This window comes from Bacillus sp. FSL K6-1284 (assembly GCF_038002625.1).
Taxonomy (GTDB): domain Bacteria; phylum Bacillota; class Bacilli; order Bacillales; family Bacillaceae; genus Bacillus; species Bacillus paralicheniformis.
In genome coordinates this window covers 4,342,256-4,362,685 of the sequence record NZ_JBBOCW010000001.1, presented here as the reverse complement: position 1 = coordinate 4,362,685, position 20,430 = coordinate 4,342,256, and the positions used below count along the sequence as shown (strand labels likewise).

Sequence of the window (20,430 nt, the reverse complement as noted above, 5' to 3'; positions counted from 1 at the left end):
AAAAAAAAAGCCGGCTTATCTGCCGGCTTCGTTATGCTGCTTTAGCATAAATATATTGATTTCTTCCCGCACCGAGTCCTGCACCGATTAAAGCGACCAGCGCACCGATGAACAGTAAAATCGGTCCGTTCCATGAGTGCATGTGATCGTAAAGAAAACCGACAAAGCTTGGACCAATCGCTGCCAGCAAATATCCGGCTGATTGCGACATTCCTGATAATGCCGCTGCTTGATCGGCATTTTCGCTTCTCAGCCCGATTAAAGTCAAGGCTAAACTGATGCTGGATCCTTGTCCGATTCCGATTAAAATGACCCACAGCGTCAGCATCGCTGTATTGCCTCCGTACAATAGCCCTGACATCCCCGCCAAGTATAGGATGCCAAGGGCCAGCACGATGCTTTTTTGGTTTCGGAACCGCCCGGCAAGAACCGGAGTCAAAAATGTCGACGGGAGGCTGGCGAACTGCATCAGCGACAGCATCCAGCCGGCAAGCGACATGCTCATCCCATGCGAACGGAGAATTTCAGGTAGCCAGGCGATCGTGCAGTAAAACAAGAACGACTGTATGCCCATAAAGAATGTGACCTGCCAGGCGATTTTCGAGCGCCAGACCGTTTGGCCGTCCGTCTTTAAGCTGACCGTACGGTTTCCCGTATCATGATAGCGGAGCTGGGGAACCCAGATCAAAATCGCAACAAACGCGAGACCGGCCCAGACCATAAGCGATGCGCTCCATCCCCACGCTAAACCGTGTGACAGCGGAATGCTGATCCCTGAAGCGAGCGCCGCAAAAATCGACATGGCTGTCGTATAGTAACTTGTCATAATTCCCGCTTTGTCAGGAAATTTATGTTTGATCAGGCTGGGCAAGAGCACATTGGAGATGGCGATGCCGACTCCGATCAATGCGGTTCCCGCAAATAGTGTGAAAGCTTCTCCGTAAGAGCGCAGCAAAATCCCGATCAATAAGATGACCAATCCGACCCAGAGGGTTCTCTCATTGCCCAGCTTCTGTCCGAGCTTAGGGGCGATGGGGGACAGGACGGCGAAAGATAACAGCGGCAGCGTCGTCAAGAAGCCGGCCATGCCGTTCGTCAAATCCATATCCGAGCGGATCGAACTGATCAATGGCCCGACAGATGTAATAGCCGGTCTTAAATTAAAAGCGATAAATATGATTCCTGCAATCAATAAGATATTGTTCAAACGAGGGCGTCGAGCGTCAATGTAATGCATGCTGTATTCTCCTTTGCTTTCAGGTGGAAAAGTGACATGAAAAAGAAACCCGGAACATCATCCAAGGTTACTTTTTTGATCTTGCTTCTGAATTTCGGCAATTTTCGCAAGCAGGATATGCTGCGGCATATGCATGATTTGTTCAAGAGGAAGATTTAAGCTTTCCGAAAGTTTTTGCGCCGTTTCGGCAGATATTTGTAAAGGTTTCATAAAGTCCTCCATTTTATATTGTACCCCAGTGTACAGAGTACGCAACAGTGAATATTGACTCCGATATATATTGTAACATCATATGACAAGTGAGTTGGAAGAAAAAGAAAAAAGCGATATAAATAAAGAGGAGGTGATCGTCTTGAATTCGACATTATCTGTGCTGAAAAAGAAATTGTATGAACAGCAGATCAGAGCGAAAGGGCTTTACACATTTGAAGAATACAAAGATATGCGCAATGTGCTGCAAACGCTGCGGATGAAATTTGCGGCCTATGAAGAATGGGATTTGTACCAACATGCGACCGATTTGATGGTCAGCATGCTTATGAAAAACTATTGGAACAGCCGGCTGGATTAATAGTGGAATAAAAAAACACCTCGGCCGAGGTGTTTAATAAGACCGTTCGTCTTCTTTGTTGTCCTGCCGGTCATAGATGACAAGCTTCGCAGGACGATTCTCTTTCGCCATCTCTTCTCCTTTTTCTACGGCCTCTGTCCTTGTGTCATAAAGCTCAACAGGCGCCGTATCTTCCAGTTTCAAAAACCATCCGTCCGTCTCGGCATTTGGTGTCACCATATAGACCTTCATGAAAAACAACCTCCCCAAACATGTTATTGATTTGTTTTCCCGGATAAATCAGGGGAGCAAACATCCTCATTGCCGTTCTCCCTTTCTATGAAAATATTTCTACAAAAAGCGAGTCTACTTTTTTTCTGTAAAAATGGTAAAATAGACGTTGGATTATTTTTAAATGGGAGGACGGTGCTTAACATGACAGATCTTCTGAATGACAGGCTGCCGCCGCAAAATATCGAAGCCGAACAGGCCGTGTTAGGTGCTGTTTTTTTAGAACCATCAGCTTTAACTTTGGCGTCAGAAGTCTTGATTCCAGATGATTTTTACAGAATGTCGCACCAAAAAATATATAACGCCATGCTTGTTCTTGGAGACCGCGGCGAGCCTGTAGACCTGGTGACGGTGACATCAGAGCTTGCGAACACGGACCTTTTGGAAGAGGTTGGCGGTATTTCTTATTTGACGGATATTGCAAATTCTGTGCCGACTGCGGCTAATATAGAGTATTATGCAAAAATCGTGGAAGAAAAATCGATTCTCCGCCGCTTGATCCGTACGGCAACGACGATTGCTCAAGACGGATATACAAGGGAGGATGAAGTCGAAGACCTCTTAAGCGAAGCAGAAAAAACGATTATGGAAGTCGCCCAGCGCAAAAACTCCGGGGCCTTTCAAAATATTAAAGATGTGCTCGTTCAAACTTACGATAATATCGAACAGCTCCACAACAGAAAAGGGGACATTACCGGGATCCCGACAGGTTTTACCGAGCTTGACCGAATGACGGCGGGCTTTCAAAGAAACGATTTGATCATCGTAGCCGCCCGTCCGTCAGTCGGTAAAACTGCTTTTGCCTTAAACATCGCCCAAAACGTGGCGACTAAAACCGATGAAAGCGTCGCGATCTTCAGCCTTGAGATGGGCGCCGAACAGCTGGTCATGCGGATGCTCTGTGCGGAAGGCAACATCAACGCCCAGAATCTCCGGACCGGAAACCTGACGGAAGAAGATTGGGGCAAGCTGACAATGGCGATGGGAAGCTTATCAAACAGCGGTATTTTCATCGATGATACACCGGGGATCCGCGTCAGCGAAATCCGTTCCAAGTGCAGACGGTTAAAGCAGGAGAACGGCCTCGGCATGATTTTGATCGACTACCTGCAGCTCATCCAAGGAAGCGGCAGATCAAGTGACAACCGTCAGCAGGAAGTGTCGGAAATATCCCGTGCACTGAAAGCGCTGGCGAGGGAGCTTGAAGTTCCAGTCATCGCCCTTTCACAGCTTTCCCGGGGCGTCGAGCAGCGCCAGGACAAGCGTCCGATGATGTCGGACATCCGGGAATCGGGAAGTATCGAGCAGGACGCCGATATCGTTGCGTTCCTGTACCGCGATGATTACTATGACAAAGAATCTGAGAATAAAAACATCATTGAAATCATTATTGCAAAACAAAGGAACGGCCCGGTCGGGACCGTCTCACTCGCTTTTGTAAAAGAATACAATAAGTTCGTCAACCTTGAACGCCGGTTTGATGACGCGGGTGTTGCGCCTGGTGCTTAAATCCCTGAGACATGCTCTCAGGGATTTTTCTTTTTTCTTGCATTGCGGTTTTTACCGATTTCAAATAACCCCGTTGCGGTTAATCCGGCAAGTCCTCCGGACCATAAACGGAGCACGAGTTCAAGGTCTGTAAAAGGATATGCTGCGGCCCCGATCAGCAAACCTATCAAGAGTGAAACGAGCGGAATCAAGTTTTTCGGCACCTTGAACGTCTTCTTCACCAATTCGACCAGCGCCAAAATAATCGGCGATAAAACAGATGCAAAAATTAATACCGTCTCCATCGGCATCTCCCTCCTTACTTATTGAATATTTGTGTTGCCGGTTTTTTATGTGTCTTTGTCCAAGAAAAACGCTTATTTTTAAGATTTGACTTACAGACTGTCTATTAAAAAGAAAATATATGAAATTTGCTTTATAATAACGAACAAATGTGTTTGGTGTTAAAATTAATGTTCGGATTTCCGATTGACTTTGCGGGATGACACTGATAAACTGAATGTGTTTGATATTGATATCGTTTGAAAAGGTTAACGGAGGTGCACGGATATGTCTTCAGTAGTTGTTGTAGGTACGCAGTGGGGTGACGAAGGAAAAGGCAAAATCACCGATTTTCTTTCCGAAAACGCAGAGGTAATCGCACGGTACCAAGGCGGAAATAACGCAGGACATACAATTAAATTCAACGGGGTAACGTACAAACTGCATTTGATTCCATCCGGTATTTTTTATAAGGATAAAACGTGTGTGATCGGCAACGGAATGGTTGTTGATCCGAAAGCATTGGTGACGGAGCTGGCTTATCTTCATGAGCGGAACGTCAGCACGGACAACTTGAGAATCTCCAACAGGGCCCATGTCATTCTGCCGTATCATTTAAAGCTTGATGCGGTCGAAGAAGAGCGGAAAGGGGCCAATAAAATCGGCACGACGAAAAAAGGAATCGGCCCGGCTTATATGGACAAAGCCGCTCGCGTCGGAATCCGCATCGCCGATCTGCTGGATAGAGAAGTCTTTGAAGAAAAGCTCGCCCGCAATTTAGAAGAAAAAAACCGTCTGCTGGAAAAAATGTACGATGCGGAAGGATTTAAAATAGATGACATTTTAGACGAATACTATGAGTACGGCCAGCAGATCAAACAATATGTCTGCGACACGTCCGTCGTCTTAAACGACGCGCTTGATGACGGCCGCCGCGTCTTATTCGAAGGGGCGCAAGGGGTTATGCTTGATATCGACCAAGGAACATATCCGTTTGTTACATCTTCAAACCCTGTCGCCGGCGGCGTAACGATCGGCTCAGGTGTGGGACCGACAAAAATCCAGCATGTCGTTGGTGTATCGAAAGCTTACACAACGCGTGTCGGAGACGGGCCGTTCCCGACAGAGCTGAACAATGAGATCGGAGACCAAATCCGTGAGGTCGGCCGCGAATACGGAACAACAACAGGGCGCCCGCGCCGCGTCGGCTGGTTTGACAGCGTGGTTGTCCGCCATGCCCGCCGCGTCAGCGGAATTACCGACCTTTCATTAAATTCAATTGACGTATTGACCGGTATTGAAACATTGAAAATCTGTGTCGCTTACAAATACCGCGGCGAGATCCTCGAAGAGTTCCCGGCAAGCTTAAAAGCGCTCGCTGAATGTGAGCCTGTCTATGAAGAAATGCCGGGCTGGACAGAAGATATCACAGGAGCGAAAAACTTGAGCGATCTGCCTGAAAATGCCCGCCATTATCTAGAGCGAGTTTCTCAGCTGACAGGCATTCCGCTTTCTATTTTCTCAGTCGGTCCTGACCGCTCTCAAACAAATGTGGTGAGAAGCGTTTATCGTCCGAACTAAATTCCAGAAGAGCCTCTGCAGTTCGCAGGGGCTTTGTTTTTCAAGGACAAGGAGGGCAAACGGGTGGAACGTGTCGATGTTGTATATTCATTCGTGGAAGAGAACGGAAACATCCTGATGGTGAAAAATAAGAAAAATCAATCGTGGACGCTGCCGGGCGGCAAGGCGGAAGCTGGAGAATCGCTAACAGAAGCCGCGGCGAGAGAAATGAAGGAAGAAACAGGCTACGGAATTCAGCCTCTTGATATATTAGCTATAAATGAAGCGATTATCGGCGGCGAGCATGTATATTTCATCGTCTTTAGAGCCCGGATCACCGATCGTCCGGATGCCATCACGTTTGACGAGAACATTGTTGAAGCCAAGTGGATGCCGCTTCATGAAGCTGACCGGCTGCTGTCTGTATTCCATCCGAACGGAATCATGCACTGGCTGAACCGCGAAGGGGCGGAGTATCATCACGAAGGGAAAAAATAATAAAAAAATAAAAAAATATATTGCCACTTCTGTTCGTTCTATGATAATATAAATCTCGTTGTTGCGAAAACAACGAAACGAGCCATTAGCTCAGTTGGTAGAGCACGTCCGAATAAGCTTCGGAGAATTCGCTTCAGCGTACACATCGAGAGACATCTCGAAAAAGCTTCCTGAGATGTGGACGTCGTTATTTCAGATTAAATCTAAGGGTGTAATTTAATCTTGAGCCATTAGCTCAGTTGGTAGAGCATCTGACTTTTAATCAGAGGGTCGAAGGTTCGAGTCCTTCATGGCTCACCATTTCCCTGGCCCGTTGGTCAAGCGGTTAAGACACCGCCCTTTCACGGCGGTAACACGGGTTCGAATCCCGTACGGGTCATTGATTTACTTTAGCGTAATTGCTAAATCCCCGCTTGCTCCGGAGGAGACCACGATTCTTCTCCGAAGCAGGTACTGTAAATATGCAAGGTCCGGTAGTTCAGTTGGTTAGAATGCCTGCCTGTCACGCAGGAGGTCGCGGGTTCGAGTCCCGTCCGGACCGCCATTTTAAATAAGTTACATACCTGGCTCGGTAGCTCAGTTGGTAGAGCAACGGACTGAAAATCCGTGTGTCGGCGGTTCGATTCCGTCCCGAGCCACTCTAAAAAGCGCGTCTGTTTTTAAGCAGATGCGTTTTCTTTTAGCTGAAAACAAGGAAATAAAATGCTGAAGGAATAAAAAGGAGAAAAAAAGGGAGGCCGGTAACCCGGCCGAAGAAGAAGACGTTACTATATAGACGGTCTTGAAGGGGAAGATGTTTCATTTTTCAGTAAAAAAAGTCACAAAAATTTAATTGTTGTGATAAAAGCGGAAAAATAGCAGGTGGATTTAATTTCCAAACGTTTTCCTTTGAACTATTTTTTTAACTTTTGCTTCATAAACGTTATAATGTATAAGAAATCTATTTTCTAGAAAGTGTTTTTTAATGAAGACATGCAGTGTACTTGATATAAAACTTAGGCAGCCATCCGCTGGCTGTATTGTATCCAAACTCTGAACCAGGGGGAACGAATAATGGAAAAAAAGATACTAGTTGTAGATGATGAAAAGCCGATTGCTGATATTTTAGAGTTTAATCTGAAAAAAGAGGGCTATGAAGTCCATTGCGCATACGACGGCAATGAAGCGCTTCAGATGGTTGAGGATCTCAACCCTGATATGATTCTGCTCGACATCATGCTTCCGAACAAGGACGGTGTGGAAGTGTGCCGTGAAGTCCGCAAAAAATATGATATGCCCATCATTATGCTGACAGCAAAGGATTCGGAAATCGATAAAGTCATCGGTCTTGAACTGGGAGCTGACGACTATGTGACAAAACCGTTCAGCACTCGCGAACTGCTCGCGCGTGTCAAAGCGAACTTGAGAAGACAGAACACAGCGGCTCCTGCCGAAGAAGAATCGTCTTCAAACGAAATTCAAATCGGATCGCTCGTCATTTTTCCGGATGCCTACGTCGTTTCAAAACGAGACGAGACAATCGAACTGACGCATCGGGAATTCGAACTGCTGCATTACCTTGCTAAACATATCGGGCAGGTCATGACGCGTGAGCATCTGCTGCAAACCGTGTGGGGATACGACTACTTTGGAGATGTCCGGACAGTTGACGTTACGGTCAGACGCCTTCGCGAAAAAATCGAGGATAATCCGAGTCACCCAAGCTGGATCGTCACAAGGCGCGGTGTCGGCTACTATTTGAGAAATCCGGAACAGGACTAATACCGAAATGAATAAAGTCAGTTTTTTCCGCTCGATTCATTTTAAGTTTACCTTAATATACGTTCTGCTGATTATCGTTGCCATGCAGATTATCGGCGTCTACTTTGTCAATGAGATGGAGAAGTCACTTCTTAAATCATATAATGACTCTCTTGACCAGCGGGTGAACAACCTCTCGTATTATCTGGAACAGGAAATGACGAAGGATAGAAGCACGTCTTCCTCGACTACCTTGAAAGAAGACGCAGAGCGGATTCTAAATGATTTCAGCAAGGAAGGCGAAATTCTCGAAGTCAGTCTGATTGATAAAAGCTATGAAGTCATCGCGACCTCCAATCCTTATAACCGGGAGGTGGCGGGGAAAAAGACAACAGAGGGCATTATTAAAAGGACACTGCTTGTCGGTATTCCGTACGAAAACAAATTTTTCGACCCGGAGCGTGACAGCAAAGTGCGGATTTCAGTCACGCCGATTAAAAAATCGAATCAAGAGACGATCGGGGCCATTTATGTCGTGGCATCGATGGATAATGTCTACAATCAAATCCGGACGATCAACACCATTTTAGCGTCTGGAACTTTTATTGCGCTTGGAATCACTGCATTCCTCGGGATTTTTGTCGCGCGAACGATTACACATCCGTTGTCAGATATGAGAAAGCAGGCCATTGAACTGGCGAAAGGAAATTTCTCAAGAAAAGTCAGAAAGTACGGAAACGACGAAATCGGCCAGCTGGCCACAACGTTTAATTATTTAACGAGAGAGCTGAAAGAAGCTCAATCCATGACAGAAGGCGAACGAAAAAAACTATCTTCTGTTATTGCCTATATGACAGACGGGGTTATCGCGACAAACCGAAATGGCGCGATTATTTTGCTTAATACGCCGGCACTGGAGCTTTTAAATGTTTCACGTGAAACGGCTCTCGAAATGCCGATCACCTCACTGCTCGGCCTTGAAGATGAATACACGTTCGAAGATTTGGTTGAACAGCAGGACTCGCTCCTTCTTGAAATTGAACAGGAAGAACGGACGTCTGTGCTTCGCGTCAATTTCTCGGTCATCCAAAAAGAACACGGAAAGATTGATGGGTTGATTGCGGTTATTTACGATGTCACAGAACAAGAGCAGATCGATCAAGAACGGAGAGAATTTGTGGCAAATGTCTCCCACGAACTAAGAACGCCGCTCACCACAATGCGCAGCTATTTAGAAGCGCTTGCGGAAGGCGCGTGGCAGGATCCAAACATTGCGCCGCGCTTCTTGAATGTGACACAGAATGAAACAGAGCGCATGATCAGACTTGTCAACGACTTGCTGCAGCTTTCTAAGTTTGACAGCAAGGACTACCAATTCAATAAAGAATGGATTCATTTTATCCGTTTCTTCTCATTGATTATTGAGCGCTTTGAAATGACGAAAGAGCAGCATGTTGAGTTTATCAGTAATCTGCCGGATAGAGAATTGTATGTTGAAATCGATCCGGACAAGATTACGCAAGTGCTGGATAATATCATTTCAAATGCATTGAAATATTCCCCTGAAGGAGGCCATATCACGTTCTCTGTTGATGTAAATGAAGAAGAAGAGCTTCTTTATATCAGTGTCAAAGACGAAGGTGTCGGCATTCCGAGAAAAGACATGGAGAAGATCTTCGAGCGTTTCTACCGTGTCGATAAAGCCAGAACAAGAAGACTCGGCGGTACGGGGCTTGGTCTTGCGATCGCAAAAGAAATGGTACAAGCCCATGGCGGCGACATTTGGGCCGACAGTATCGAAGGAAAAGGAACAACGATCACATTTACCCTGCCATATAAAGAAGAACAAGAGGATGATTGGGATGAAGCGTGAAACAATTAAAACGATAATACTGTCCCTTTTGGTTTTGATCAGTCTTCTTTTTACTTTTAATATTTGGGGATTTCAGGGGAATTACGAAAAAGTAGAAGATTCACAGGCTCAGGTCAGCGATAAACAGCCGATTACAAATCAGACAAAGTTGCTAAATGAAGCCGTCAAACCTCAGCAAATGTTCATTCATGAGAATGGACAGCATTATTTGCTGAATGATACGACGCTCTATTCTCAGCTCTGGGACGACATGAGCCGATGGGAAGTCAAATCGTTAAAGGATATCTCGGACAAATTTGACAGGCAGCAGTTCAAAAACTGGCTGTACGCTAAAAATAAAGACTCCAAATTGGATCTCGTTTTTAGCGACAATATTCCAATCGATGTGCTGCAGCCGCTTTTCAAATGGTCCGCCAACTCTTATGAATACAACTCTTTTGACAGAATTGTTCTTCCTTTCAATGAAGGACGGGGCATGAAAAAAATCTACTTTGTATCCTTCAGCAAAGAGACGGTTGTTGAAGCGGTGATTGAATCGGCAAATTACCGCAACATCCTTGCAGACATTGAAAAAGAAAAATCGCAGATGCCTCTTTACGAGGACTTTGCAATCAATTCTCGCAGAGATGTCTTGCTTCCGGTTAATAGGCTGAAGCTGTCTGAAAAAGAGTATTTTACAGAAACGATCAGCCCGACGCGTTTTAAAAAAGCTTTATTTGATGATCCGCAAACCGTCCGGCAGGAAACCAACTTAAACCGACCGGTATATACGGATGGAACAAGCCTTTTGGAGGTCTACTCGAACAACAGACAGATTAAGTTCCAGCACCGCAACCTGGAACCGAGTTCTGCTTATCAAAATGGAGAGCTGATCAATAAAAGCTTTAAATATTTAAACGACACGGGAAGCTGGACGGATGATTATCAATTTTTCGGCTTGAATGAAAATCAGCAGATCAACTTTAATCTGTTTATGGATCAGCTGCCGGTCGTTAACAGCCAAAACCAGCCTTTCGGAACGACAGCGATTGAACTTCGCTGGGCAAACAACGACATATTGGATTATAAACACCCAACATATGTCTTGGGCGCAAACGCTAATCCGGTCAGCAAAAAGGATAAAGAAATCATGAGCGGAGAAGAATTGATTCAGTTCCTGCAAGACAATGAAGAGTATGACTTTGATAAGATTGAGCAAATCTTTCCTGCCTATGAAATGGTCTCAGTATCAGAGGAACAAGACCCTCTTGTAAAACTTGTACCGACTTGGTGCATTAAAATAAACGGTACGATAAAGCCGGTATCAAAGAAAGATTCAGCGGTGAAGGAGGGCGTTGAGAATGGAGTGGAATAGAACAAAAACAATCTTCATTATCGTCTTCCTCATCCTTGATATCTTTTTGGCCTTTCAATACTTTGATAAGCGCAGCAACAATCAGTTTCCGATTTTAGAAAAATCAACGCTGCAGGAAGATATGAAAGCAGACCATATTTCATACGGCAACTTGTCTAAAGAGACATCAAAAGGTTCCTCAATCTCTGCACAAAAGCGAGTCTTTAAGCAAAGCGAGATTAAATCGTTAAAAGGGCAAAAGCCGAAGGCGTTAATGAATACCGCAAAAGAGAACGCTTTGACGGAAATAGAAATGGAATTTGAAACACCCATTGCACTTCCGAAAGCGGATATGGAGACAAAAGCAAGGGAAATCGTGAACGAAGAGATTATCGACGGCAACAAGTACAAGCTTTGGAAAGTCGATAAATCCGGAAAACAGATCGTTTTCTTCCAAACCTATAATGGAAATTACATTTTTCAGGATCGGCAAAACGATGATAACACAGAGATGGGCGAAGTCGTTCTGTACCTGAATAATAAAAACGAAGTTGTTTCATATAAGCAGTCGATGCTGCAGGATATAAAAGAAGTCAAAACGGAAAGTCTGATCTCCGCAGTCGGAGCGGTTGAAGCTTTGTACTATCCGGATTATTTGAAGAAGTACAGCAAAATTAAATCAGCCGAGCTTGGCTATTTCACGCAGTATCCGCTGGCAAGCGCGCAAATTTTCGTGCCCGTTTGGCGGATCGAAGTGGAGCGCAAAACGGACGATAAAACCATTCACGAAGAATTTATCGTGGATGCACGGGATGGAGCGCTTCTTCAATCACAAGAGAAAAAGGAAAAATCATAATGGAGTGAGAAACCATGAGCCTGCAATTTAGCGTACTTGCGAGCGGGAGTACCGGTAATGCTTTATATTTGGAAACCGATGACCACGCTTTTTTAGTTGACGCAGGACTTAGCGGGAAGGCGATGGAAGGGCTGATGGCGCAAATTGACCGAAAGCTTGATCAGCTTGACGGCATTTTTGTTACGCATGAGCACAGTGATCATATAAAAGGACTTGGTGTGCTGGCAAGAAAATATGAGCTGCCCGTTTACGCCAATGAAAAAACGTGGAAGGCGATGGAAGGGCATATCGGCAAAATGGATAACGGCCAAAAATTCGTGTTTCCAATGGAAACCGTCAAATCGTTCGGCTCCCTCGATGTCGAATCGTTTGGCGTATCCCACGACGCCGCAGAGCCGATGTTTTATGTTTTTCATTATAATGGCCGAAAGCTCGCTTTGATTACGGATACGGGCTATGTCAGCGACAGAATGAAAGGCATTATCCGCTCGGCAAACGCTTTTGTTTTTGAAAGCAATCATGATGTCGGCATGCTGCAAATGGGCCGCTATCCGTGGAACATCAAGCGCCGGATCTTAAGCGACGTCGGACATGTATCCAATGAGGACGCAGCACTCGCAATGACTGATGTAATCGGTGATGAGACATCGAGAATTTATTTGGCTCATTTAAGCCAGGACAACAACATGAAAGAGCTAGCGAGAATGTCCGTCCAGCAAACGTTGGCTGCCAAAGGATTTGCAGCGGGAGAAACGTTTGACTTATATGATACCGATCCTAAGAAACCGACACCTCTTGTAGCGGTGTAAATTTTACTGATTGAATGATTAATCTGCGGGCAGATGATCCACACTATATACATATATCGTTCCTTGAAAGGATTTGAATATAGTGGAGTTTAATCATGATGAGGAAAAATTCGTTCGGGAAAAGCCGGTGAGAAATTGGAGAAGCTTTTTGTTTTCAAGCCTGGTCGGCGCCGTTATCGGCGCTCTTTTAACAGTGTTTGCGCTGCCGTATCTCTCGCAGCAGGGATGGCTGCCGTACAATCTGCAAGTCATTGAAGCGCGCGGAGGTCAAGGAGCTCAGCAGGGCGGTGCGGTCCGCAATGTATCCGTCAACGTGAACAATGAAGTCACACAAGTGGTCTCTAAGGTTTCTGATTCTGTTGTCGGCGTTATCAACATCCAAAAAACCGGTGTATGGGATGGAGACAGCGAAGCGGGAACAGGCTCGGGCGTTATTTATAAAAAGGACGGCAAAACATCCCACATTGTGACCAACCACCATGTCATTGAAGGGGCATCCCAAATCGAAGTCAGTCTGAATGACGGAACGCGGATTCCGGCAAAACTGATCGGCAGTGATAAACTGATGGATCTGGCCGTCCTGCAAGTCAGCAGCAATAAAATAAAAGCGGCTGCTGAATTCGGAGATTCTGATAAAGTGAAGACAGGCGAGCCTGTCATCGCGATTGGAAACCCGCTCGGCCTGCAGTTTTCAGGGTCTGTTACACAAGGAATCATCTCAGGAACCGAACGCGCTGTTCCGGTCGATTCAAACGGAGACGGACAGCCGGACTGGAATGCCGAAGTATTGCAGACGGATGCTGCCATTAACCCGGGCAACAGCGGAGGCGGACTGTTTAATATTGATGGAAAAGTCATCGGCATTAATTCGATGAAAATCGCTGAATCAGCCGTCGAAGGCATCGGTCTGAGCATCCCTGCCAACCTTGCCATTCCGGTTATCGAAGATTTGGAAACGTACGGAGAAGTAAGACGGCCGTATTTCGGAATTGAGATGAAATCACTTGGCGACATTGCAAGCTACCACTGGCAGGAAACGCTTAAACTGCCGAAAGACGTAACATCAGGGGTCGTTGTAATGGGCGTTCAGCCGGTGTCTCCTGCAGGCAGAGCCGGTTTGAAAGAGCTTGATGTCATCGTCGAATTCAACGGTGACCGCGTTTACGATATCGTTGATCTGCGTAAAAAGCTTTACACCAAAAACGTCGGCGATAAGGTGAAAATCAAATACCTGCGGGGCGGAAAAGAAAGAACAACAGAAGTAAAGCTGTCCCGATCCAAATTGGGAAGCTGATAAAGACAGTCTGGCCGGTACGGCCGGGCTGTTTTTTTATTATGCCAAGTCTGAGGAATGATCGTCAAAAGTCAAAAATGGGATAGTTAGAGAGGAAAATAAGACTTTCCGGATGAATAATCGGGTTTTTAGGGTGTGAAATCGAAGTTTTTGCTTCAATAAAAATGAGAGTTTCTAAAAAATAGACAAAACATCATATTGCGTTTCAATTTCGCGTACGATATGATGATTTAAACATTTTGGCAAAGGCAGATTCACTGCGAAAATCAAGGCGGAAAGGGAGATAGGATGAGTCAGCATGCACTTGTATTACAATCTGATTTTGGCCTTGATGACGGGGCGGTAAATGCGATGTACGGCGTGGCTTATTCAGTTGACAGTTCACTCCGGATTTTTGATTTGACGCACAACATTCCCGTTTTTCACATTTGGGAGGCTTCCTATCGGCTGCTACAGTCCGTTTCTTATTGGCCTGAAGGCACTGTCTTCGTGTCTGTCGTCGATCCAGGTGTTGGTTCGGAACGCCGCAGCGTCGCAGTCAGAACCTCTTCCGATCAATATATCATCACACCGGACAACGGAACACTCACCCATATCAGCCGGCAGAATGGGATTGTCGAAGTGCGCTATCTTGATGAAGCGCAAAACAGGCTTCCGAGATCAGGCGAATCACATACTTTCCATGGACGCGACATTTACGCTTACACCGGGGCAAGACTGGCAGCCGGGATTCTCAGCTTCGACCGGATCGGTCCTGAAGTTTCAACAGATTCCATCGTCAAACTTCCGGTCATGGAAGCTTATATCGAAAATGATTGGATAACCGGAACGATCGACATTTTAGATATCCGGTTTGGAAACCTTTGGACAAATATCAGCCGTAAACTGTTCAAGTCACTTGACGTTCAATACGGAGATCCTGTGGAAGTGGTCATCAAACACGAGGACACCAAAGTCTATCAGCAAACGATGGCTTTTGGACGGTCGTTTGCTGATATGCCGGTCGGTAAGCCGGTTGTTTATATCAATTCATTAGACCGCCTGGGTATTGCCCTCAATCAAGGATCCTTTGCCAAAACACACCATATTGGCACCGGCATCAACTGGCAGATTTCTCTTCAAAAAAGTATACAGCGGTAAACAAAAGAGCCTGAATTCCAATCAGGCTCTTTGTTTTTTGTTTCATTCTTATGACATAAAAACGGTTGTCACACATTTTTCAGCTAATCGAGAAGGCGGCAATCCTTTTTAAAAAATAGTACATTTGTCATATTGGTACCTAAGTCATATTGTCTAAAAGCGGAGAAAAGAATATATTGAGGGGGTGTGCCGCTGCTATGAAAAAATTCATTCAATTCATTTGTTTGGAAAACGAGTGTCCGGAGGAATGATATGAACGACAATGTGCAGACTGCGTTGAAAACGCTGTCTAATGTAAAGAGCAGAAGTATCGTGTCCGTTTTTGTGCTATGTCTGATCACACTGGGGGTTTACATACCATACTGGTTTCTATCCAGGAAAAAAAGCTTCGATTTGCTGCCTTATCATGATATTCCCTACACCACGTTAAAAGCTATCATATTTTATCATTTATTTTCGATTCCAATTAGAATATCAGCAAAAATCGCTTTTCCTGACATGCATTACAGCCTTTATATGCTGCTCGACCGCGTGATTTTGATTCTGTCCGCAGGTGTTTTGATTTACTGCGCACTGGTGGTGACCGCTTCATTAAACAAGCTCTCAGGCAAAGAACCTGCGAATGGATCCATTTTTGCGTTCCTTTTGAATGTCATTTACATTCAGCACAGAATCAATAAACTTTCCGAGCCGAAAAGCGAATGGCTGAGCAAAGCATCATGATCAATAAACAAGGAAGTGAAGCACAATTTGATGTTGAAATCAAAAATTAAAATTGACTTAAACAAACCGAGAAAAAAACCGGCAATCCGTTTAATGCCAATGACGGAAGAAGACTTTAAGACATACCATGCCTATTCCATCCAGCATTACGCCATGGAGAAAGTAAAAGCGGGCACATGGACAGTGGCGGAAGCGATGGAGAAAGCAGAAGAGCAATTTGCAGCTCTATTGCCAAACGGCATTGAAACGAACAACCATCATCTATGGTCAATCATGGACGACAGTGAGGATGCCGCAGGTTGGCTTTGGCTCTACGCTGACCCGCACCATCCTCAAAAGGAAGCATTTATTTACGATTTCGGGCTTTATGAAGCGTATCGAGGGCAGGGAATCGGCCAGCAGGCTTTAGCCGTCTTAGAAGAAGAGGCAAAGCAATTAGGAGTCCAAAAGCTGTCCCTGCATGTATTCGCCCATAATAAAAAGGCGAAGCGGCTTTATGAAAAAATGAATTTTGAGACGACGGATTTGCATATGAGCAAGAGGCTGTAAGATCAAAGCTGTGAAGCTTTGATCTTTTTTCATGGCCAATGTTCCACATGAAACAAAGCGTGTCATTATTCCTATTTGAGAGAGGTGGGAAATAACGAAAAAAAGACAAAATGATTCGAATGAACCTCTTTATGTTACGTAATGACAGATTGCATATTACAAAGGTAAAAATATGACGAATAATGTCCTATTGATTGTCGAATTTCTGCAGGTGAATAAGAAATAAGGATTAGGTAAAATGATATAGTTTTTTTATTCAGGTCAAAAAAAAGAATCCATATACCTAAGAAAATCCCAATTTGACACTTCAATGGATTTTGATTTATTGCATTCAATATAGTACATTTTGATATGGAAAGTGGAAAAGTATAGATGACAAGGATAAAAAGACCTGGAAGAACAGTTTTAAGGAAAGAAGAGTGTTTCAGCATGAGTAAGGAATTAGAAGAATTTCCGAAAATAAAAGCCATATATGCGGTGTTATTAACAATCATAACGTCGGGTATATACATCCCGTATTGGTTTCTTTCAAGAAGAAAGAATTTAGAACGATGCCAAATTAAGCTCCCGTATGTCGCCATAAAAGTGACGCTGCTGTTAAGCGTCTTTTCAATTTTGGAGCCTTTTTGGACTTTTTACTCAATCACATTTCAAAGAGAAGATCTGCTGCCATACAGCAACAGCATTTTGCTTCTCCCGCTGCGCCCCGGACACAGCTTCCTCCCGCAGCTCTCATTTCTCCTTTTTTGGACGATAAATCTAGTTAGTGCATTTAAGGTTAGAAAAGCATTTATTGGGTTGTCAGAAAAGCCGGTTAACGGGTTTTGGACTTTCATTCTTAACGTTTCATATTTGCAGCATATCACGAATCAGCATTCTTCAGTTGTTCAGGAAAAAAGAGAAGCAATATAAAAACAAGATGAAAGCATCAGCGAGATTAGCTGGTGTTTTTAATTTAGCTGGAACAGAGTTATCCAGAGGAATATAAAAGCTTGTGGATAACCGCATGAAGTCATGCTAAAACCTACTAACATGTGCATAAATAGGGTATATTGAATAAGGAGCTTTTTTATAAAAGAGCCCAATGATACAGATATTGGAGGGACTTTTATGAAGTCTTGCGAAGAGCATATTGAAACCGTCATTGACATGTATGTGGATGAAGAAGAATTGGCCCCTGAAATCAGAAAAATCGAACATACACACAGTTTATCCACAACCTGTGAATTGTGCGATAAGCCTGCAGTATATATAGTGGGGAACGAATGATCGGACACTAAATACACAACCTTTATCCACAATTGTGGATAAAGAATCTGAATAACTTGTTCTTAAAGTGGGGATGACCTGTGAATATATCAATCGTAGCAATCGGAAAACTAAAAGAAAAATATTTAAAACAAGGAATTGACGAATACATAAAACGGCTTTCGGCATACGCAAAAGTCGACATCATCGAACTGCCGGACGAAAAAGCCCCGGAAAACTTAAGCGATCAGGACATGAAAATCGTCAAAGACAAAGAAGGCGAACGAATTCTCTCCAAAATCAGCCCCGACGCCCATGTCATCGCTTTGGCAATCGAAGGAAAAATGAAAAGTTCGGAAGAATTAGCCGATAATATGGATAGACTCGCCACATATGGAAAGAGCAAGGTAACCTTCGTCATCGGCGGCTCGCTCGGCTTGAGCGACGCCGTCCTGAAGCGCGCAGATGAAAAGCTGTCGTTTTCACGGATGACGTTCCCGCATCAGCTGATGAGGCTGATTTTGCTGGAACAGGTTTATCGGGCGTTTCGGATTAATCGGGGGGAACCTTATCATAAGTGAGTGAGGTTTTAGAGATTAAGAAAAATGACATAATTGTTAGTAGTTGCAACATAAAATACTTTCTATCATCGAACAAAGATATTATAAGACTAATGTGATATACTCAAAAAGTAGTATAAGGAGTAAATGTAAGTGCTTTAAAAAATTTTTCAGGTGGTATATTTTATGATTATAGGTTTATTTTTGAGGCATTACAAAACATATCAAGGATTATATTTTATACCGATTTGTAATGATGACGTTAATAAGTACTCCATCTTTGTTGGGAACAATGGTGTTGGTAAAAGTTCTATTTTGGAAGGTCTGAATACTTTTTTCAATAATAGATATTGGAACAAAAACAAAAATGGTAAAAAAGAACAAACGTTTTTAGCACCAGTATTTTTAATAAAAAAAGAGGAGTTGAACCAAAAAGTTCCTAATACAGAAGCGTTAAATTTTATTTCATTTCTTAGTGATTATTTCTGGACATCAAATCAAGATATAAATCCAAATCTAAATTCTGAAGAATTTACCATATTCTTTCGTTATAGAGATGAGCTAAAATATAGATACGATCCTGAAAACTATTATTTGTTTATGATTGGAATAAGTTATGAGAATAAAAATAAGGTGTTTTTTAGTACGTTTACTAAGGATCTTTTAAAGAATATGCCTGAGAATTTAGGGAGATTTGATTATGATGTACTTTTAAGTATAATAAGGGACTATTACTCTTATATTTATATTCCGGTTGAAACGAATACAAGTAGTGTTCTTAAAATTGAAAATCGCGAAATGCAAGAGTTAATGAGTACGGATATATTAAATAAAATTGATTCTATTTTAAATGAAAAGAACTTTAAAGAGGGAAGAAAATCAATTAGTGTTATTGATTTCTTAAATAATTCCCTAAATGAGTATATGAAATCAATAAATCACATAATAGGAGAAATAGATAACAAGTATGCTTTTAAAGTAGAAGGAGCATTTAAAAAGAATCTTACCTCTACAGATGTAAGAAAAAAAATATTGGAGGCTTTTTTTTCAATAAGGACACTAAAAAAAGAGAAGAAAGAGATTAATGAACTAAGTTCTGGAGAACAAAGGATTGCCTTAATTGATGTTGCCACAGCCTTTCTCTTAGAGAGCGAAAGTAAGTCTAAAAAAAGTGTAGTCTTAGCAATTGATGAACCTGAAAATTCGTTACATATTTCAAATGCTTTTAATCAATTTGAAAGGCTCCAAAGACTTTCGAAAAATAACCAGTTGTTATTAACAACGCACTGGTATGGGTCTCTCCCTGTAACAGATACTGGTAATCTTCAATTTCTTGAAAGAAATGATAGTAGCAGAAAGATAAATATACTTTCATATGACTTAAATAATTATTTTGAGAAGAGAGGATCCTTGCCTAGAGATGTCATGATTAAAAGCTATTTTGAACTTACATCATCAATTTTAAGCTCAATGAGGGCTGATGATACAAACTGGATAATTTGTGAGGGAAGCGATGATAAGCTATATCTCGAACATTATTTAACCAGCATTCCCAATTTGAAAATATTAGCAGTTGGGGGATGTGGTAATGTAGTAAAACTATATAATTATTTACTAATTCCATTTTCGGAAAAAAGTGAAAGCAAGCCTTTAAAGGGTAAAGTTTTATGTCTTGTAGACACTGACGATATGTTAAACATTATTGATTCCCCAAATGAAGTTAATGATAAGTTAAAAATTTCTAGAATTCAAATTAACAGAGAACTGAGTAAGGTGGATCTTAGTAGATTGATTAAAAACGGTTATTATAAACCATCAGAAATTGAAGATTGCTTAGAACCTAAAATTCTTTATTATGCAGTAGTTAAATCGATTCAAGAACATGGCTCTATGGGACAAAGAGATGCATTAGCAAGTTTTACTTTTAACGATGAAATAAAAGTTTCAATCATAAAAGGGGAGAATTCAATATTTAGCCCATTAACTCTTGAAGGTATTAAGCAAAAAGAACAAATATATTCTTTTATTGATGATCATCGAAGTAAGTATATAATTGCTGAAAATTATCTTAAAGAAGTAGAAAATCAGAAGTCTACAAAAGTTCCAATGTTATTTGATCTTATAACTAATTATTTTATTAGTTGACTAGATGGTCTTATTAATGACAACTAAAAAGGAACTAAAGAGTTACGATAATTTTTTTGGGGAAATTCCACATGTGCTAAATAATGATGATGATTAGCCGTTGACCAAGAATATTACAGTTCCAAATTATTTAAGTTATATAATTTCGAAGGAAAGAGGATTTATACAAGTACATCAGGGAGTTTATAAAAACATATTAGGAGAGTTGTTCATAATAGTGAATATATTTTGGTTATAGAAATCGAAATCAGGGG

General features: G+C 42.7%; 21 protein-coding genes and 4 tRNA genes. 21 read left to right on the top strand and 4 right to left on the bottom strand.

Annotated elements, in window-relative coordinates:
• Positions 1-31: 31 nt before the first annotated feature.
• Together MHB72_RS22150 and MHB72_RS22145 are read right to left on the bottom strand one after the other, a co-directional pair.
• Positions 32-1,237, bottom strand: a complete 1,206-nt coding sequence (locus MHB72_RS22150; protein WP_020453627.1) for a CynX/NimT family MFS transporter — start codon at positions 1,235-1,237, stop codon at positions 32-34.
• Between the two features lie 57 nt (positions 1,238-1,294).
• Entirely contained in the window at positions 1,295-1,447 is a 153-nt protein-coding gene (locus MHB72_RS22145; protein WP_020453626.1) for a YycC family protein, read from the bottom strand.
• A 133-nt stretch (positions 1,448-1,580) separates the two neighbouring features.
• Here MHB72_RS22145 and MHB72_RS22140 point away from each other — a divergent pair, with 133 nt between their 5' ends.
• Complete coding sequence (locus MHB72_RS22140; RefSeq protein ID WP_436967730.1) at positions 1,581-1,808, top strand: hypothetical protein; 228 nt, start codon at positions 1,581-1,583, stop codon at positions 1,806-1,808.
• 33 nt (positions 1,809-1,841) lie between these two features.
• Here MHB72_RS22140 and MHB72_RS22135 read toward each other — a convergent pair whose 3' ends face one another.
• Positions 1,842-2,039 carry a DUF2188 domain-containing protein gene (locus MHB72_RS22135; RefSeq protein WP_020453624.1) on the bottom strand — a complete coding sequence of 66 codons (198 nt, stop codon included), beginning with the start codon at positions 2,037-2,039 and terminating at the stop codon, positions 1,842-1,844.
• Between the two features lie 183 nt (positions 2,040-2,222).
• Between MHB72_RS22135 and dnaB the strand changes: the two genes are divergently transcribed.
• Positions 2,223-3,587: a replicative DNA helicase gene (dnaB, locus tag MHB72_RS22130; RefSeq protein WP_020453623.1), complete on the top strand. Its 1,365-nt coding sequence runs from the start codon at positions 2,223-2,225 to the stop codon at positions 3,585-3,587.
• A gap of 17 nt (positions 3,588-3,604) precedes the next feature.
• Here the strand turns inward: dnaB and MHB72_RS22125 are convergent, their stop codons facing one another.
• Positions 3,605-3,871, bottom strand: a complete 267-nt coding sequence (locus MHB72_RS22125) for a holin (protein ID WP_020453622.1) — start codon at positions 3,869-3,871, stop codon at positions 3,605-3,607.
• Positions 3,872-4,136: 265 nt separating this feature from the next.
• Between MHB72_RS22125 and MHB72_RS22120 the strand changes: the two genes are divergently transcribed.
• The 19 genes from MHB72_RS22120 (at position 4,137) to MHB72_RS22030 (ending at position 20,176) form a co-directional block, all read left to right on the top strand.
• Positions 4,137-5,429, top strand: coding sequence for an adenylosuccinate synthase (locus tag MHB72_RS22120; protein WP_216919078.1), 1,293 nt, complete (start codon positions 4,137-4,139; stop codon positions 5,427-5,429).
• 63 nt (positions 5,430-5,492) lie between these two features.
• Positions 5,493-5,906, top strand: a complete 414-nt coding sequence (locus MHB72_RS22115; RefSeq protein ID WP_216919080.1) for an NUDIX hydrolase — start codon at positions 5,493-5,495, stop codon at positions 5,904-5,906.
• 224 nt (positions 5,907-6,130) lie between these two features.
• Positions 6,131-6,206 (top strand) — tRNA-Lys (locus tag MHB72_RS22110).
• A 7-nt stretch (positions 6,207-6,213) separates the two neighbouring features.
• Positions 6,214-6,285 (top strand) — tRNA-Glu (locus tag MHB72_RS22105).
• Between the two features lie 88 nt (positions 6,286-6,373).
• Positions 6,374-6,450: transfer RNA gene (locus MHB72_RS22100), tRNA-Asp, on the top strand.
• A gap of 21 nt (positions 6,451-6,471) precedes the next feature.
• Positions 6,472-6,544, top strand: a tRNA-Phe gene (locus MHB72_RS22095).
• 415 nt (positions 6,545-6,959) lie between these two features.
• On the top strand, positions 6,960-7,667 hold the full coding sequence (gene walR / locus MHB72_RS22090) for a cell wall metabolism DNA-binding response regulator WalR (protein WP_003177967.1): 708 nt from the start codon (positions 6,960-6,962) through the stop codon (positions 7,665-7,667).
• A 7-nt stretch (positions 7,668-7,674) separates the two neighbouring features.
• Complete coding sequence (walK, locus tag MHB72_RS22085) at positions 7,675-9,519, top strand: cell wall metabolism sensor histidine kinase WalK (protein WP_020453619.1); 1,845 nt, start codon at positions 7,675-7,677, stop codon at positions 9,517-9,519.
• Positions 9,509-10,873 carry a YycH family regulatory protein gene (locus tag MHB72_RS22080; RefSeq protein WP_216919083.1) on the top strand — a complete coding sequence of 455 codons (1,365 nt, stop codon included), beginning with the start codon at positions 9,509-9,511 and terminating at the stop codon, positions 10,871-10,873. The genes walK and MHB72_RS22080 overlap by 11 nt, the downstream gene beginning before the upstream one ends.
• Positions 10,860-11,708, top strand: a complete 849-nt coding sequence (locus MHB72_RS22075) for a two-component system regulatory protein YycI (RefSeq protein ID WP_020453617.1) — start codon at positions 10,860-10,862, stop codon at positions 11,706-11,708. The genes MHB72_RS22080 and MHB72_RS22075 overlap by 14 nt, the downstream gene beginning before the upstream one ends.
• 14 nt (positions 11,709-11,722) lie before the next feature.
• Positions 11,723-12,517, top strand: a complete 795-nt coding sequence (locus MHB72_RS22070) for an MBL fold metallo-hydrolase (RefSeq protein ID WP_003177960.1) — start codon at positions 11,723-11,725, stop codon at positions 12,515-12,517.
• A gap of 82 nt (positions 12,518-12,599) precedes the next feature.
• Positions 12,600-13,811 (top strand): S1C family serine protease, encoded by a 1,212-nt coding sequence (locus MHB72_RS22065; protein ID WP_026580409.1) that lies wholly within the window; start codon positions 12,600-12,602, stop codon positions 13,809-13,811.
• 288 nt (positions 13,812-14,099) lie between these two features.
• Positions 14,100-14,951: an SAM hydrolase/SAM-dependent halogenase family protein gene (locus MHB72_RS22060; protein WP_043054529.1), complete on the top strand. Its 852-nt coding sequence runs from the start codon at positions 14,100-14,102 to the stop codon at positions 14,949-14,951.
• A gap of 252 nt (positions 14,952-15,203) precedes the next feature.
• Complete coding sequence (locus MHB72_RS22055; RefSeq protein WP_020453614.1) at positions 15,204-15,674, top strand: hypothetical protein; 471 nt, start codon at positions 15,204-15,206, stop codon at positions 15,672-15,674.
• Positions 15,675-15,704: 30 nt separating this feature from the next.
• On the top strand, positions 15,705-16,223 hold the full coding sequence (locus MHB72_RS22050) for a GNAT family N-acetyltransferase (RefSeq protein WP_035338110.1): 519 nt from the start codon (positions 15,705-15,707) through the stop codon (positions 16,221-16,223).
• 429 nt (positions 16,224-16,652) lie between these two features.
• Positions 16,653-17,135, top strand: a complete 483-nt coding sequence (locus tag MHB72_RS22045) for a DUF4234 domain-containing protein (protein ID WP_216919086.1) — start codon at positions 16,653-16,655, stop codon at positions 17,133-17,135.
• Between the two features lie 198 nt (positions 17,136-17,333).
• Positions 17,334-17,492 (top strand): CxxH/CxxC protein, encoded by a 159-nt coding sequence (locus MHB72_RS22040; protein ID WP_003177948.1) that lies wholly within the window; start codon positions 17,334-17,336, stop codon positions 17,490-17,492.
• 80 nt (positions 17,493-17,572) lie between these two features.
• Positions 17,573-18,052, top strand: a complete 480-nt coding sequence (rlmH, locus tag MHB72_RS22035; RefSeq protein ID WP_003177946.1) for a 23S rRNA (pseudouridine(1915)-N(3))-methyltransferase RlmH — start codon at positions 17,573-17,575, stop codon at positions 18,050-18,052.
• A gap of 165 nt (positions 18,053-18,217) precedes the next feature.
• Positions 18,218-20,176 carry an AAA family ATPase gene (locus MHB72_RS22030; RefSeq protein ID WP_216919088.1) on the top strand — a complete coding sequence of 653 codons (1,959 nt, stop codon included), beginning with the start codon at positions 18,218-18,220 and terminating at the stop codon, positions 20,174-20,176.
• Positions 20,177-20,430 lie beyond the last annotated feature (254 nt).

Excerpts from the sequence above, each read along its gene's own strand:
- MHB72_RS22125 (WP_020453622.1), bottom strand. The coding sequence starts at position 3,871 with ATGGAGACGGTATTAATTTTTGCATCTGTTTTATCGCCGATTATTTTG.
- MHB72_RS22075 (WP_020453617.1), top strand. The coding sequence starts at position 10,860 with ATGGAGTGGAATAGAACAAAAACAATCTTCATTATCGTCTTCCTCATC.
- walR (WP_003177967.1), top strand. The coding sequence starts at position 6,960 with ATGGAAAAAAAGATACTAGTTGTAGATGATGAAAAGCCGATTGCTGAT.
- MHB72_RS22145 (WP_020453626.1), bottom strand. The coding sequence starts at position 1,447 with ATGAAACCTTTACAAATATCTGCCGAAACGGCGCAAAAACTTTCGGAA.
- MHB72_RS22135 (WP_020453624.1), bottom strand. The coding sequence starts at position 2,039 with ATGAAGGTCTATATGGTGACACCAAATGCCGAGACGGACGGATGGTTT.
- MHB72_RS22030 (WP_216919088.1), top strand. The coding sequence starts at position 18,218 with ATGATTATAGGTTTATTTTTGAGGCATTACAAAACATATCAAGGATTA.
- walK (WP_020453619.1), top strand. The coding sequence starts at position 7,675 with ATGAATAAAGTCAGTTTTTTCCGCTCGATTCATTTTAAGTTTACCTTA.
- MHB72_RS22045 (WP_216919086.1), top strand. The coding sequence starts at position 16,653 with ATGAGTAAGGAATTAGAAGAATTTCCGAAAATAAAAGCCATATATGCG.
- MHB72_RS22120 (WP_216919078.1), top strand. The coding sequence starts at position 4,137 with ATGTCTTCAGTAGTTGTTGTAGGTACGCAGTGGGGTGACGAAGGAAAA.
- dnaB (WP_020453623.1), top strand. The coding sequence starts at position 2,223 with ATGACAGATCTTCTGAATGACAGGCTGCCGCCGCAAAATATCGAAGCC.
- MHB72_RS22050 (WP_035338110.1), top strand. The coding sequence starts at position 15,705 with ATGTTGAAATCAAAAATTAAAATTGACTTAAACAAACCGAGAAAAAAA.
- MHB72_RS22055 (WP_020453614.1), top strand. The coding sequence starts at position 15,204 with ATGAACGACAATGTGCAGACTGCGTTGAAAACGCTGTCTAATGTAAAG.
- MHB72_RS22060 (WP_043054529.1), top strand. The coding sequence starts at position 14,100 with ATGAGTCAGCATGCACTTGTATTACAATCTGATTTTGGCCTTGATGAC.
- MHB72_RS22070 (WP_003177960.1), top strand. The coding sequence starts at position 11,723 with ATGAGCCTGCAATTTAGCGTACTTGCGAGCGGGAGTACCGGTAATGCT.
- MHB72_RS22150 (WP_020453627.1), bottom strand. The coding sequence starts at position 1,237 with ATGCATTACATTGACGCTCGACGCCCTCGTTTGAACAATATCTTATTG.
- MHB72_RS22040 (WP_003177948.1), top strand. The coding sequence starts at position 17,334 with ATGAAGTCTTGCGAAGAGCATATTGAAACCGTCATTGACATGTATGTG.
- MHB72_RS22080 (WP_216919083.1), top strand. The coding sequence starts at position 9,509 with ATGAAGCGTGAAACAATTAAAACGATAATACTGTCCCTTTTGGTTTTG.